Below are 14,823 nucleotides of genomic sequence, written 5' to 3'. Positions count from 1 at the left end.
ACGAGCCTCAGATGAGGCTCGTTATATGATCCCAAAACTGTGGGACAGCAGTGGCTCAATGAGCGGCTTTTTTGTTTCAGCTATCACCAACAAGCGTGGCTTACTTACCACCCTTGAGGACGTGCTGAATACGCATCTGGGTTTCTGGCGTTGCCAGCAGATCAGTGAACGCATCCATCTCCGCTTTTACTGCAGTATTCAGACGCTCACGATGTCCTTCAGCACGCCCCAGCGCCTTGATTGCCTTCAGTGAACCCTGGTGATTCTTCAGAAGCTCAGCCGCAGTGGCCATCGCAGTCTCAAGGGCTTTGCCATCCTCAACTGCTGCATTCAGGAGGCCCCATTTCTCAGCTTCAGCGGCAGAGAAGAAGCGACCGGTAAGCAGCAGGTCTGCCGCGTTCTTAGGACCGATTGCTTCAGCCAGTATCACAGAAGAACCACCTTCTGCGGCAACACCAATTTTGGCAAACGGCAGGCTGTAGCGGATGCTCTTACCAGCGTAAGCCAGATCGGCATGCAACAGCAGGTTTGCGCCGATACCGACAGCAACGCCTTCCTGCGCAAGAATCAGCGGCTTCTCTAGGCCACCCAGGGTATCGAAAATACCGGCGACACCATCGCGTACACCTTCGAGATCACCGTCGGTCAGCAGGTCACGAAGATCATTGCCCGCTGTAAACTTGCCTTCTGCGCCCGTCATCACGATGACAGATACAGCATCATCGGCATCTGCTGATTGCAGCGCAGCAATGATGTCCTTATAGGTCTGAACACGAATTGCGTTCAGCACCTTAGGGCGATTGATCGAAATAACCGCGATGCGATCGTTAACCTGATACTCGATATCCTGATACATAAGAAACCCTGACAGAAAGACCTTAAAGAGACTGGATCATGGCAAAGGGTGCCCACAAGAGCAATGATCAAAGATAACATCGCAATGATCGAACGTGTGGATTACGTGATGCCCTTCGAAGGCGCCTGAATGTAAAGATAGTATGGGTATCCATACAGTATATTTTGGAGTTATCGAACAAAACTGGCACGCTTTACATTCGCGCTTGCGCGTTTTGCCGGTGGGTAGTACGGTAAACATTAAACGAATCAGCGGCTTACAAACTTGGTTTACAAGTTTATGTGCAAGCTCTCGCCGAAATAACAGGCGTGCGCGTTTTTCTGGAAAGGATATTTGAGTTATGGATGATTTCTCAATGCAGTCAATGTGTTATCCCGGAAACCTCTAAAAAGTGTCCCAGGATAAACGCGCACGCTCACTAATAACCAGTTAGCTGCATTAGAAGGGGGGAGGAATTGAATCAAGTTTTTAAATATCTTGACGAGAAAAATGCTCTATCTATTCTTCCTATTCCTGAAGGTGCTATAGGCGAAATCGAGAAGATGCTGGGAGCCGTGAATGATGGTAAGCGCGGAGGAGTTCCTGGCTGTATTGACGTTCTAATAAAAATCAACAAGAAGAATAGGCATAAAAAAAGACCATGGGGTAGGCTTGCTACGAAGAAGCAAGTAGATCTCGGGATAACATACAACTTTATATTTTTCGACGAACAGGAAGATTATAACGACTATTTCTATTCATATGAGGCATGGACTCACGGAACGCCTCAAGCTCCAATGATAATGCTGAGTTTCGACAGAATGAATGGGGCTGCGCCTAAAGGTACGCTGGAGACAAAACCGGGTCAGCGAGTTATATCACGCAGGGTGGTTTCAGTTCCACTTCAATGTTTGTTAAAAAACTGGGGTAATGTCGAAAGTGGGTACATGATCTATGAACACAATATTTCCGCTATGGATTATGTTGAACCTCAATTTAAATCTATAAGCTACATAGGCCTTACTTCGCGAAATTGGCAAACTCGATATAAAGAGCACCAAAGAGATGCTCTGACTGGTAGCGAGTTACTATTTCATACCTCACTGGCAAACGTGATTAAAGGTGGTATCAGCCAGCGAGGGATGGGCGCTCTGGAAATGGTAAGAGATGGAATGTGCTTACTATCTGAACTCCAGTATATAAATCTCACATACGAAGAGGCTATGGAGGTTGAGGAGAGAATGGTAGAGAGAACTTTACATCCAAGAGGCCTAAATATGATTCCTGGTGGGTATGCTGGTATGAAATATCTGCATAAGCTTGGCTATTTGGCGAAGGAACGATCGACGATAGATGATCGTGATTATGCAGCCGCGCAATATCTGCTAAAAGAGAACAGAGATGGAAAGGAAGCCCCTTGGGTATCTGAAAACTGGGCAAAAGACGAGTTTTATGAGCAAGTAATATTTAAACGAAGCAATACCCTAAATAGAGATCAGGTTCTATCTATTCGCAAGTATGGAAATGAGTGGGGGTTTGGCTCCGAACTTATTGCAAATTTGGTTGGTGCTAATATTAGGCAAGTTCGTGACGTGCTAAGTGGTAAATATTATTCTCGTGTACAGTAACAGTAGAGAAAAATGCAGCTAACAATGGCGGTCGAGAGGGACATACCTCCGCGGCGGTCAATTGTGTGCTTGAATAGCACACAATTGCCACCACTGCGGCATGCCCCTCACCGCTAGCGTTAGGTGAATTAAGTAGGGAATAATCGTGAGTGATTTTGAAGATAGTACTGAGTTTTTTGAACTTCTTTACAATGACGTTCGGTTTTGTGACGGGCTTGGAAAAGTGATGCTAGCAGCAGGTAAACTTGAAAGAACCCTACAATCTTATCTTAGTTCTAAAGGTATTGAACCAAAAAATAAGAGAGCGACTTTAGGCGTTTTGGTTAGGCTACTTAAAGAAAGCGGACTACTTACAAGTAATGGGAAAATGCACTTCGACGATTTACTGTTAAAGCGTAATTATTTAGCTCATAGCTTATATGATCTTTTCTCTGGCAACATAGAACAATCTATTTTACCCAGGGAGAATCTTGAAGAATCAGACGTGGAAATTTTTGCCGATAGAGCACACGGATTTGCAGGTGATTTACAGCACTTTATTCGTCTTGTTGATACCCGAATAGACATTGCCAGTGAAAAACATGAAGTCTTACTCTAAAGAGCGCTCACCTAACAATCAGTTGGTATTCTCACCTGAGGTGCTGAGACGGTTACACTTCACTCGTTTCTCGCTACGTTTCACCGCCCAACAACAAAAGCGTTAAAGGTCTAAGTAATTGATGATCAGTGAAATTATATTTTTATTCCTATTTTTGTTTGTTATTTTTGGGAATTTTTTCTGGTATTCAGCCAAGTTTTTCATTCGCAATAATGGTGGCGAATCAAATTTTTCTGGGTGAATTACAGGGACCTTAAAGAGCTTAAGTTACTAACCGCCTCCAAATACCCCGCGAAAGTTCAAAGCAAAGGTATACCTTTACGGCATCCCCTTTATGGTGTTAACGATGTTTATTGTGTTATTTATATTGATTAGTGGCGGTTTATAGCATTTGTAAGAAAAATATTTAACAAACGCACGCGCGTGTGGCTGAAGTGTCCACGAAAGTGGTAGCAGATCAGGTCCGGTGCTGCGGGCGTTAGCGCACCGAGTTACCTATGAAAAATTGTATTAAATACTTACAGCTCCCCGGATAAGGATAAATTAATGTCAGAATATAAGGGCTCCTGCCTGTGTGGTGCAGTGACTTTTTCGATCAAAGGGCAGTTCGACAGCTTTTACCTGTGCTATTGCTCGCATTGTCAGAAAGACAGCGGTTCAGCTCACGCCGCTAATCTGTTTTCTCAGTCGGCAGTAATGCATTGGGACAGTGGTCTCGATGTCGTGACGACCTTTAATCTTCCGGGCAGTCGTCACTCCAAAAGTTTCTGCAAGCACTGTGGTTCCGCCGTTCCGGGGAGCGAAATTCCGGGTGTGCTGATGGTGCCTGCAGGTAGCCTGGATTGCGAAATCGATATAAAACCGACAGCGCGTATTTTTACGTCACGCCAACATCGCTGGGTTAGTGATATTAACAGGACGCCTGAGTACGCGGAGTTACCTGACGACTCAGCAGACGAATAACTTCGCAGCAATCAGATACCCTGGTAACTGAGTTGAGATATTTTTCAGGGTTATCTAAGGTCTTGTAGTAAGATAGATCAGGCTACCCATCATCGTGAATAGTCATTTATCGTTAACGCCACGCTAGATTATGCGCTTAAGTTCAGGACTTGAGAGATTTGGGGCTAAGGTTCGCTGCCATAAAGAAGCCCCCGGACCCTAACAGGTGAGGGGGCTTTCTCGTTGTTATTGATTTACTTACTGAATCTGAACCTGTAGCGAGTATGTGCCCGTTCCAGGTTGAGCTGCCATCCACACATATACTTCGGTAGTCGCAGCCGGTACCGTGTAGGTAAGGGACGTGCTCATTTCGTTTTCACCAAAGTAATGTACAACCTGCTCGCTATTCTCTTCCAGCACCGTGCTGTCTGAGTCTGACAAGGCAACGTAAATAAGACTCGCTCCGTCATCGGTAACAGAAGCATTGATTGTGACGACGTCGCCTTCACTGACTGTGTACTTATAGTAGTCATCAGCGTCAGAGTTATCCGTATCCAGAGTCCCGTCTACGGTAGTGAACGACTCTGAAACAACCTGAGCAGTAGCCGGTGTATCGTTCGGTTCATCGTCAGTAATTTCCGTGGCAACAGGAGCGACCATGGTGAGTGTGAAGGCGGATCGGCTTGGTAGAGCAGGCGTCCAGACTTTGACCCATATCTCACTGATACTGGCGACGGTATATTCAAGTGTTTCATCGACACCATTGCCCTCGGTATCGGCACAGGCGAGCTTGTTGCCTGAACCATCAAAGAAGGCAATGTTGTAGTCTTTGTCATCCGGCACCGTCATCTCGGCAGTCAGCTCCTGACCCACGGAGACCGGCATGCGCCATACCGCGAGAGCATTATCGAAGGTGAGCTCTGTGTTGACTGTGGTTCGCGCCGCAGCATTAATGCGCGTGGTGCTCAGGCTGACGTTGCTGCAGTCTTCGAGAGAAGTTGCACCTGCTGATTCCGGAGCAACTACCGTATCGGATGAGTCTGCGTCGTCGCCAGCACAAGCGGCCAGCATCGAACTGGCGATAACAGGGAGGATAAGTTTGCGCATAGGAGTCCTTCAATACTGTCTGATTCTGAAGTTAGGGCGGTATCGATTACCGTCGACTATGACGATGTAGCACCGTTGAATCAGCTTAGTTGTTCAGTATTGGTTGGGAGGCGGAGAGGGTAGTTAGACAGGTTACAGATTGGCCTGATTGAAAATCAGACCAATCTGACGTGTTGTAGCTCAGACTTCGGCTGCCTTCTGGCGCTGGCTACGGCGAACCTTGATCTGTAGCTTCTTAGCTTCACCATAAGGCGATGTGCTGGCAGGCTTACCGCTGTGTGCAGACTTATTCAGCGCTGGCTTACCTGACTTACTTCCCGAGCCTGGCTTGCGGTGACCGCCTGAGCGCTTGTTGGCGTTACCCGAGTTTGCCTGCGACTGCTCTTTTGGCTTTTTAGGTTTCTTGGGCTTCTTGTTTTTAAGAGGCAGAATCTTGCGCGATTCAGGCAGAGGGTTCTGTGGTTTGAAGCCTTTCACTTCTTCGCGATCGATATGCTTCTGGATCAGTCGTTCGATATCCTGCAGCTGATCGATTTCATCTGCACTTACCAGGGATATGGCATGGCCTGTCATACCCGCACGGCCAGTACGACCAATACGGTGTACATAGTCGGCCGGTACATTCGGCAGGTCAAAATTTACGACCTGTGGAAGCTGGTGGATATCAATACCACGTGCGGCAATATCTGTGGCAATAAGCAGCGTGATTTTTCCATCTTTAAAGTCGGCCAGAGCTTTAGTGCGCTGATTCTGGCTTTTATTACCATGAATGGCAGCGGCTTTAATGCCGTCTTTTTCAAGCAGTCGAACCAGTTTATTAGCACCGTGCTTAGTGCGACTAAACACCAGCGCCTGCTCCCAGTTCTCGGTTCGGGTCAGGTGACTGAGTAAGCGGGTTTTCGCTGACTTATCGACCGGGTGTAGTTTGTGTTCAATCTGAGTATTAGTGGTGTTTTCTTTTGCCACACTGACTTCGGCTGGGTTATCCAGCAGGCCATGAGCAAGCTCACGGATTTCATCCGAGAAAGTCGCAGAAAACAGCAGGTTCTGGCGCTGTTTTGGCAGGATTTTCAGAACACGCTTAATGTCGTGAATAAAGCCCATATCGAGCATGCGGTCGGCTTCATCGAGCACAAGAATATCCAGCTCGTCGAACTTAATGGCGTTCTGGCTATGCAGATCGAGCAGACGCCCGGGCGTTGCGACCAATACCTCAGTACCGCTGCGCAGTTTCTGCATCTGCGGATTAATTTTTACTCCGCCAAATACAACGGTTGAACGTAGTTTCGTGTGCTTGCTGTACATCTCGGCATTTTCGAGAATCTGAGCAGCAAGTTCGCGGGTGGGGGTGAGTACCAGCGCTTTGCATCGATTACCGGACGCGCGAGGTTTATCGAGCAGCTTTTGCAGCACGGGCAGCGTAAAGGCGGCCGTTTTTCCTGTACCTGTCTGGGCCGAGGCCAGAAGATCGCCGCCTTGCAGAACAACAGGGATGGCTTTCGCCTGAATTGGCGATGGCTTGGTGTAGCCTTTTTCTTTCACGGCACGGGCAATCGGTTCGGCCAGCGCCAGATCATCAAATGTGATTTCAGTATTTGTATCAATAGTGTCGGACATAATATTCCAATAGATGCTGCCAGCCGCATACAGCCAGCAGCAATAAGTCGTCGCCCTTAATGGGCAGAAGCAGCAGTAGTCAGAACGAAATGTGTTCAGATCAGACTGAAGCCAGCGAATTGGCCGTTAGTTAGAAAGTGGCCGGGTGCGGCATTCAGATATTGTCAGGATCGGACGGGTGTCGATGAAGAAGCAATAAAGGATGTCGCGACAGGATCGGTCAAATCAGTGTCAACCCGATGCTGTCGCGGCGAACTATAGCAGATTGTTTCACTAATCCCTAAGGATCAGTGTGTAAGTATTACGACTATTTCAGCACGACCAACACCTGCCCCGGTGCCACGCCTTTACCCGCTTCTTTCAGAAGCTCGACCACGGTGCCGTCTTTATGGGCGGTGACTTCGATCTCCATCTTCATGGATTCAAGCACCAGTAGCGGCTGACCGGCTTTTACGGCCTGTCCGGGTTCCACCAGTACCTGCCAGACGTTGCCAGAGACGTGGCTTTCTACGGCAAACTCACCATCAAGCAGTTCGCGTTCGTCGTTTTCTTCGGCAACACCTATATCCGATTCAAAGCGCAGTAAGCCTTTGGCCTTCCAGTCTTCCAGCTCGGTCTGGAAGGCTTGTTGGCGATGCGTCTGGAATTCGCTGATGCCTGCGGCGTTATCACTCAGGAACCGCTCGTACTCATCGAGATTGAAGGTGTCTTCTTCAATACGAATCGGGTACTGCCCATGAGGGAAGTGTTCACGGATGTCCGTCAGTTCATCGTGGCTGACTTCGTAGAAGCGGATTTTATCGAAGAAGCGCAGTAACCAGGGCTTGGTAAATTCTTTGGTTTGTTTGTATCGGTTCCACATCTGCAATGTGCGACCGACAAACTGATAGCCACCGGGGCCTTCCATACCGTACACACACATGTAGGCACCACCGATACCGACGGAGTTTTCTGCCGTCCAGGTACGTGCTGGGTTGTACTTGGTTGTCACTAAGCGGTGACGAGGGTCAACGGGCGTGGCTACTGGTGCGCCGAGGTACACGTCACCTAAGCCCATGACCAGATAGCTGGCATCGAAGACGATTCTTTTTACATCGTCGATGGAGTCAAGACCATTAATACGACGGATAAATTCGATGTTATCCGGGCACCAGGGGGCATCGGCGCGTACAGACTTAACGTATTTATCAACCGCTTGCTGGCAGGCGATGTCATTCCAGGAAAGTGGCAGCCAGACGGTACGTGAGGGCACCTCAGCATTTTTCAGATCACCCAGCGCGTCTTCTTCGTTGATCAGAAGCTTGAGCAGATCACTCTGCTTTAATGTCAGGCTGTCATAGTGAATCTGCAGTGAACGAATGCCCGGTGTCATTTCGATAATTCCCGGTATTTCCCGACTTTGCAGAGATTCCATTAACGCATGTACACGGAAGCGCAAACGGATATCCAACTGCAGTGGGCCGTATTCAATCAGCAGATAATTATCACCGGCGGGGCGATAGACAACGCCGGTTGGATGACTTTCTGTATCAATGGTTTTTAGCACCGGTGAGTCAGGTAAATACTCACTTACTTCTGAATGTTGGTATTTAAGGGAGTCTAATTGCTTGAGCTGTTCATTACGAAGATTTACCGCTGTGTCGTGGCTTACCGGTGTAAAACGGATTTTATCCCCAGCTTTTAATTGTCCGAGTTTCCACAGGTCTGCCTGAATAACAGTGACAGGGCAGACGAAACCACCGAGGCTTGGGCCGTCAGGGCCGAGAATGACTGGCATGTCACCGGTAAAGTCCACGGCACCAATGGCGTAGGCATTATCGTGAATATTGGATGGGTGCAGACCCGCTTCACCGCCATCGTTTCGAGCCCATTCAGGTTTAGGGCCGATTAAGCGCACACCTGTGCGACTGGAATTAAAGTGAACCTCCCAATCGGCGGCAAAGAATTCATCAATATCACTCTGAGTGAAAAAATCGGGTGCGCCATGTGGGCCGTAGATAACACGCAATTGCCATTCATTGCCGATGGCAGGTAAGACATCTGCAGGCAATATATCGTCAGCTAATTTGACGTAGCTTGCAGACGTTGCTTCTTCAGTCAGATGTAATACATCACCCGGAAGCAGGGCGCGTCCGTTATGGCCGCCAAACTGCCCGAGCGTAAAGGTGGAGCGCGATCCTAAATAGCACGGACACTGAATGCCACCCGCCACCAGAAGATAAGCGCGTGCACCTGCCCCTGTGACTGTACCGCAATCAAGCTGGTCACCTTGCTTCACTTCAATGATCTGATTAAATGCGATACTGGATGTCGTATTATCTCGTGTCAGTTCGGCACTGGTTTCAGCGCCTGTCAGGATAATCTGCGTGGCTTTCTGGAAAACCAGCACTGGGCCTTTCAAGGTAATTTCAAGCCCTGCGCAGTCTTCGCTGTTGCCGAGCAGGCGGTTACCTAAGCGGAAGGAATATTCATCAAACGGACCTGATGGCGGAATACCCACATCCCAGTGGCCGATACGTCCGGGAACATCCTGTACCGTGGTTTGAGTGCCACCACTGATCACATCAATGGCTGGGTCGGAGAACAGCATTGTGTTCAGTTTTTGCGTCCAGACCAATCCAGCTTTTACTTCTTCGTCTTTTAGAATCGACTTCAGATAAAGCAGGTTGGTTTCGATGCCGTACAGTTCAGATTGATCGAGGGTCTCCGCTAACCCGGTCATCGCCTGTTTGCGGGTTTCTGCTGTGACAATGACTTTTGCCAGCATAGGGTCGAATAATGCCGGCACCTGTGTACCGCTTTCGATCCATGTATCGATTCTGGTACGCATTCCATCTGTAGTTGTGGCTTGCCAATCGACCCGGCTTAATAGACCAGCGCAGGGCTGGAAGTTTTTTACCGGATCTTCGGCATAGATTCGTGCCTGTATGCTGTGGCCTTTCGCAGAACGTTGTTCGTTTAAGGGTAACGTTTCGCCGGCGCCAAGCCGGATCATCCATTCCACTAAATCCACACCGAAGACTTCTTCGGTCACACCGTGCTCAACCTGTAAGCGGGTATTCACTTCGAGAAAGTAAAACGATTCGTTGCTTTCGTCGTAAATAAATTCCACCGTGCCAGCGCTGCGGTAATTTACGCTTTCACCTAAACGTTTCGCTGTCTCATGCAGGGCAGTGCGGACGGCCTCTGAAATACGGGGTGCCGGTGTTTCTTCAATGACTTTCTGGTTGCGTCGTTGCAATGAGCAGTCCCGCTCACCGAGTGCAGCGACCGTACCTTTGCCATCACCAAAAATCTGAACTTCAATATGGCGGGCGCGCTCAACAAATTTTTCCAGGAATACGCCATCGTTCGAGAAGTTATTGGCGCTGAGACGTTTTACCGAATCAAAGGCATTAATCAGTTCTGCTTCGGTGTAACAGAGCTGCATACCGATACCACCGCCACCGGCGGTGCTTTTCAGCATCAGTGGATAACCAATACGGTCAGCCTCTGCTTTGGCTTCGTTGATGTCGGTGAGTAGACCCGTACCGGGCAGCATGGGTACATCGGCTTGTTCGGCCAATGCGCGGGCGCTGTGTTTCAAACCGAAGTCGAGCATCTGTTGGCCGGTCGGCCCCAGAAATACCACATCCGCTTGCTCACAGGCATCCGAGAAGGTCGCGTTCTCACTTAAGAAACCGTAGCCAGGGTGAATGGCCTGAGCACCACTGTCTTTCGCAATGCCCAGAATTTTTTCCTGATTCAGGTAGGTGTCGGCGACACTGCCATCACCCAGTGAGTAGGATTCTTCCGCCTGCTGAACATGCAGCGAATGCTTGTCTGCTTCGTGGTAAATTACAACAGGGGTTACGCCAAGGTCATTCAGCGTGCGCATAATACGCACAGCAATGGCACCACGGTTGGCAATCAGTACTTTAGAAAACATAGTTACTCCCAGATCAGTACATCGACTGGTGTCGGGTTATAGCCGTTGCACGGGTTATTCAGTTGCGGGCAGTTCGAGATCAAAACCAGAATATTCATCTCCGCTTTCATCTCGACGTATTTACCCGCGCCTGAAATACCGTCTTCAAAGGTCAGGCCGCCTTCCGGAGTGACAGGCACGTTCATAAAGAAATTGATGTTGTGGGTGATGTCAGACTTGCTCAGGCCATATTCTTCATTTTCGTTAATGGCCAGCATCCAACTATCACGACAGGCGTGCATGCACTTTTTCTCAAGCGAGTAACGCACGGTGTTCGATTCTGTCGCACAGGCGCCACCCAGAGTGTCGTGACGACCACAGGTGTCTGCAGTAATGGTCAACATAGGGCGGTCTTCGTTGGATCGTAGAACAGTGCCCGCTGTCAGGTACACATTGCCCTGGCCTCGAATAGTATCCATAGCGCTGTAGCGTTCTGAAACGTCATCGGCGTTATAGAACAGGGTGTCGGCGGCCTGATTACCTTCGAGATCGAGAATGCGGAAGGTCTGGCCTTTTTCAATGCGGTGCAGAAAATAGTCACCCGCGGGAACGGTTTCACGGAATACCGCATCGGCTTCGTTGAATTGGCTTTCTTTAATCATGATGCGTCCTCCTTATTGGCCCATAAACTGGTAAATCGCGTTGTTTTTAAAACCGCGCTGGTTTTCAGGGCGGGAGTTCATACACTCATCATTGTCAGTGACGGGCTTGGCCTGAGCCAGTGCGTAATGTACCGGGCGCACCGGATACTCTTCAGCATTACTCAGTGGGTGAGGGCAGGTGTGCATGATGACTAAGGTGTCCATCTCGAAGCGCAGCACGATTTTATCGCCTGCTTTTGAACCTTCGCTGTACTGCATGTTGCCTTCGGCGTCGGTGCTGATTTTGCTGAATAAATTCAGGTTGGCGGCCATGTCTTTGCGGGTCAGGCCGTACTTGGCCAGTTCGACCAGAAAGGCGTCGTAGCCATTCTGTGTCCAGCCGTTCAGGGCTTCCTGATAGGTTTTCAGCGACCATTTCTTTTGCAGCATGTCTTTGTTCAGGTTGCCGCACACGGTATCGTGCCAGCCGCAGTCGTCTTCAACGATGGACGCAAAAATACGGCCCATGTCTGAATACAGGCAATGACCACGGGTCAGCTTAAAGGTGTGCTGACCTTTTAATGTGTCGGGCGCGTTGTATTTTTCCAGGAGGTTTTCCGGGTTGTAAAACAGCATGCCCAGATTCGCGCCGCCTTTAACATCGGTGAGCGTCAGCAGCGTGCCTTTTTTAACTCTCATGGACCAATGACAGCCACCACCGAGAGTATCTTCATAAATAGTATCGCCAGACTGAAATTCAGACATAAAAGACTCCTTGACGCGCAGAAACGTTGGGCGCGGAAATCATTGATAAAAAGAAATGGGGTTTTGTCATGGTGCGGGCTCCTGCAAGTTCACGGATTCATAAACGCTGCTCATTACGATGTGGGCAGTGCGTTGTCTGATCTCCCGGGCTTTTATCCCGCCGTGTAACCTGCCAGTACGCCGCTGGAGGTCGGTCACTCTCGGTCCAGTCGCTGGCTCTTTCCCTTAAGTTGATTGGGAGAGACCTGCCGGAACCCTAGTGCCCTTATTGTGGCAACGGCACATATTTACGTGCGCTGCCTTTAAATGCGTAAGTACATTCTGCTAAGCGATTGCTGTGCCAAATGCGTATATATAGTGATAACCCGCTGAGAGCGGGATTGCAAGTGCGGTTGTCCCGGCGAATTATCTGGAACTTGCACTCTTGGTGTGCCCGTTGCGGCACCTCGTGCTTTCTCTCGGTGCACACTCTGGTACGAGTTGATCACTCTTCTACCGCCTGCTAGTTCAGAATTCAGGCGTAGTATGCAAAGCGGACAAAAAATATCCAGGCCCCGAATTCCGTGCGTTTCAGCAAATTAAGAGGAAGGTTAGTTGCTCCTCTCAGGTGGTAAATGACGAAAAATGTCTAACCGTGGCACAACCAATGCAAGGTTCGATATTACGAAACGCAATTTCAGTAATACTAATAACCTTTGGGGAATACCTATGGCGATCAGAAAGAAGTTTATTGCAGGTGCGGTGTCTGTTGTGTGCGCAGGGTTGATGAGCGTTGCCAGTGCAGTGGCTGAGCCTCTCAAGATTGGTTACAGCGACTGGCCGGGCTGGGTAGCCTGGGAGATCGCGCTTGAGAAAGGCATGTTCGAAGAAGAGGGCGTAGACGTTCAGTTCGAATGGTTCGACTACGTGGCCAGTATGGATGCCTTCGCAGCAGGTCAGCTGGATGCAGTTTCGATGACAAACGGTGATGCGCTTGTGACTGGTTCAACCGGTGCGAAGAACGTTACCATTCTGATCAACGACTACAGCAATGGTAACGATATGGTCGTTGCCGCTGCGGGCATCAGTACGATTGAAGAATTGAAAGGCAAGAAGGTTGGCGTCGAAGTTGGCTTTGTTGGCCACCTGCTGCTGCTCAATGCTCTGGAAAAAGCCGGTATGACAGAAGCCGATGTTGAGCTGGTGAACGTGCCTACCAATGAAACTCCTCAGGTGTTGGCTTCAGGTCAGGTTGATGCGATCGTGGCATGGCAGCCAAGCTCAGGTCAGGCGCTGAATCTTGTGCCAGGTTCTAAGCGTATTTACTCCAGTGCTGACGAACCGGGCCTTATCTACGACGTTCTTGCAGTATCGCCACAGAGTCTTGCTGCTAACCGTGCTGACTGGCTGAAGGTTCTGAAAGTCTGGTATATGGCGGTTGATTACCTGAAAGACCCGGAAACCCGTGATGAAGCCATCAGCATTATGGCTGCTCGTGTGGGTATCCCACCTTCTGAGTACAAAGGCTTTATCGATGGCACCAAGATCTTGACGTTAGAAGAAGCGCTTCCTTTCATGAAGAAATCAGCAGGCTTCAAATCGTTGTACGGCTCCGGTGAAATCGCAGATGCCTTTAACCTGGCAAACGATGTATACGGCGATAAGCAGCCAGTCAATGAATACATCGATCCTTCACTGATGGAAGCTCTGTAGCCGTCGGGGCTCAGCATAGCCGGCGCTATTAAATTAGCGCTGGTTTTTCTCTACCGATATTCAACATGTCCTGAAGGGCAGGGGTTACTTTGGCTCTCTTCTGCTAATTGGACATAACCATGGGGATTGAAATGCAGCTTATTGCCGTTAACAGAAAACTCGACAGAGGACCACGCAGAGCCGTGACTCTGGCCAGTTTCGCCTTGCCTATTTTGATTTGGGCACTGGTCAGTTATGTTCCTTTTCTGTGGCATCCACAAGTCGAAATCACACAGTCGGGTTCCGTTAGTTACTTCAGTGAAGGCTTGCTGGTTGACCGGGAAGTGTTCGACCGTGAGTACGATAAAGCGAGCGAAAATGGCACTGCGCTCCCAGAGGGCAAGCCTGCAAACCCTGTGTATCTTCCTGCACCTCATGAAGTTGCCGCAGCGTTTGTCACCTCATTTACTACTGAGCCTAAACGTCGAAGTGAGAACTGGCTGCATGAAAGCTTGTGGAGCAGCATTCAGGTCATCTTCTGGGGTTTCGTGCTTTCTTCCATCATTGGTATACCTCTGGGAATCCTGGCGGGCACTTATGACTTCTTCTCTCGTTTATTTGAACCTTTTATTGAATTTTTCCGGTATCTGCCTGCGCCAGCGTTTGGTGCTCTGGCCGTAGCCGTATTGGGTATTTATCAGGCACCTAAGATTGCCATTATCTTTATCGGCACTTTTTTTCAGCAAGTCTTAGTCGTTGCGAATACCACGCGTAAGCTTGATCCGAGTTTGTTAGAGGCTGCTCAGACGCTGGGTGCCAAGAACAAGTCCATGCTGTTCCGTGTTGTGGTACCGGGCATTCTGCCTGATCTGTATCGCGACGTTCGTATTCTTTTGGGTTGGGCGTGGACTTATCTGATTGTTGCTGAGCTCATTGGTACCAGTTCAGGTATTACCTGGTTTATTACGCAGCAGGCGCGTTACAAGAACTTCGACAACGTGTTTGCTGCCATCATCATGATCGGGATTCTCGGTCTTACCATTGATTTGTTATTGGCATGGTTAGGGCGCCGCCTCTTTCCGTGGCAGAAAGAAACCAAATAAGCGGAGGTA

General features: G+C 49.2%; 11 protein-coding genes and 1 riboswitch. Of the genes, 5 read left to right on the top strand and 6 right to left on the bottom strand.

From position 1 onward, the window contains the following. Positions 1-100: 100 nt before the first annotated feature. Positions 101-856, bottom strand: a complete 756-nt coding sequence (locus AC5E51_RS02685) for an enoyl-CoA hydratase/isomerase family protein (RefSeq protein WP_491778063.1) — start codon at positions 854-856, stop codon at positions 101-103. Positions 857-1,311: 455 nt separating this feature from the next. On the opposite strand from AC5E51_RS02685, the gene AC5E51_RS02680 reads away from it, so the two are divergent. The 3 genes from AC5E51_RS02680 (at position 1,312) to AC5E51_RS02670 (ending at position 4,024) form a co-directional block, all read left to right on the top strand. After that, entirely contained in the window at positions 1,312-2,463 is a 1,152-nt protein-coding gene (locus AC5E51_RS02680; RefSeq protein ID WP_491778062.1) for a GIY-YIG nuclease family protein, read from the top strand. A 145-nt stretch (positions 2,464-2,608) separates the two neighbouring features. Continuing rightward, positions 2,609-3,061 carry a hypothetical protein gene (locus AC5E51_RS02675; protein WP_068437485.1) on the top strand — a complete coding sequence of 151 codons (453 nt, stop codon included), beginning with the start codon at positions 2,609-2,611 and terminating at the stop codon, positions 3,059-3,061. 546 nt (positions 3,062-3,607) lie between these two features. Beyond that, on the top strand, positions 3,608-4,024 hold the full coding sequence (locus AC5E51_RS02670) for a GFA family protein (protein WP_491778061.1): 417 nt from the start codon (positions 3,608-3,610) through the stop codon (positions 4,022-4,024). A 237-nt stretch (positions 4,025-4,261) separates the two neighbouring features. Here the strand turns inward: AC5E51_RS02670 and AC5E51_RS02665 are convergent, their stop codons facing one another. The 5 genes from AC5E51_RS02665 to AC5E51_RS02645 form a co-directional block, all read right to left on the bottom strand. Then, positions 4,262-5,110: a hypothetical protein gene (locus AC5E51_RS02665; protein WP_491778060.1), complete on the bottom strand. Its 849-nt coding sequence runs from the start codon at positions 5,108-5,110 to the stop codon at positions 4,262-4,264. A gap of 180 nt (positions 5,111-5,290) precedes the next feature. After that, positions 5,291-6,697, bottom strand: a complete 1,407-nt coding sequence (locus AC5E51_RS02660; protein ID WP_491778064.1) for a DEAD/DEAH box helicase — start codon at positions 6,695-6,697, stop codon at positions 5,291-5,293. A gap of 337 nt (positions 6,698-7,034) precedes the next feature. Beyond that, on the bottom strand, positions 7,035-10,655 hold the full coding sequence (gene uca / locus AC5E51_RS02655) for an urea carboxylase (RefSeq protein WP_491778059.1): 3,621 nt from the start codon (positions 10,653-10,655) through the stop codon (positions 7,035-7,037). A gap of 2 nt (positions 10,656-10,657) precedes the next feature. Then, positions 10,658-11,296, bottom strand: a complete 639-nt coding sequence (locus AC5E51_RS02650; protein ID WP_068441396.1) for an urea amidolyase associated protein UAAP2 — start codon at positions 11,294-11,296, stop codon at positions 10,658-10,660. 12 nt (positions 11,297-11,308) lie between these two features. Next, positions 11,309-12,040, bottom strand: coding sequence for an urea amidolyase associated protein UAAP1 (locus AC5E51_RS02645; RefSeq protein ID WP_488046083.1), 732 nt, complete (start codon positions 12,038-12,040; stop codon positions 11,309-11,311). Between the two features lie 139 nt (positions 12,041-12,179). After that, a riboswitch (guanidine-I (ykkC/yxkD leader) is annotated at positions 12,180-12,311 on the bottom strand. A gap of 437 nt (positions 12,312-12,748) precedes the next feature. Between AC5E51_RS02645 and AC5E51_RS02640 the strand changes: the two genes are divergently transcribed. Next, the gene (locus tag AC5E51_RS02640; RefSeq protein ID WP_068441409.1) at positions 12,749-13,732 is read left to right on the top strand and encodes an ABC transporter substrate-binding protein; all 984 of its coding nucleotides are present in this window, start codon (positions 12,749-12,751) and stop codon (positions 13,730-13,732) included. 119 nt (positions 13,733-13,851) lie between these two features. Then, positions 13,852-14,814, top strand: coding sequence for an ABC transporter permease (locus AC5E51_RS02635; protein WP_068441389.1), 963 nt, complete (start codon positions 13,852-13,854; stop codon positions 14,812-14,814). Positions 14,815-14,823: the final 9 nt, after the last annotated feature.

It is taken from the genome of Thalassolituus sp. (assembly GCF_984348125.1).
This window is presented reverse-complemented; position numbering and strand designations above follow the sequence as displayed.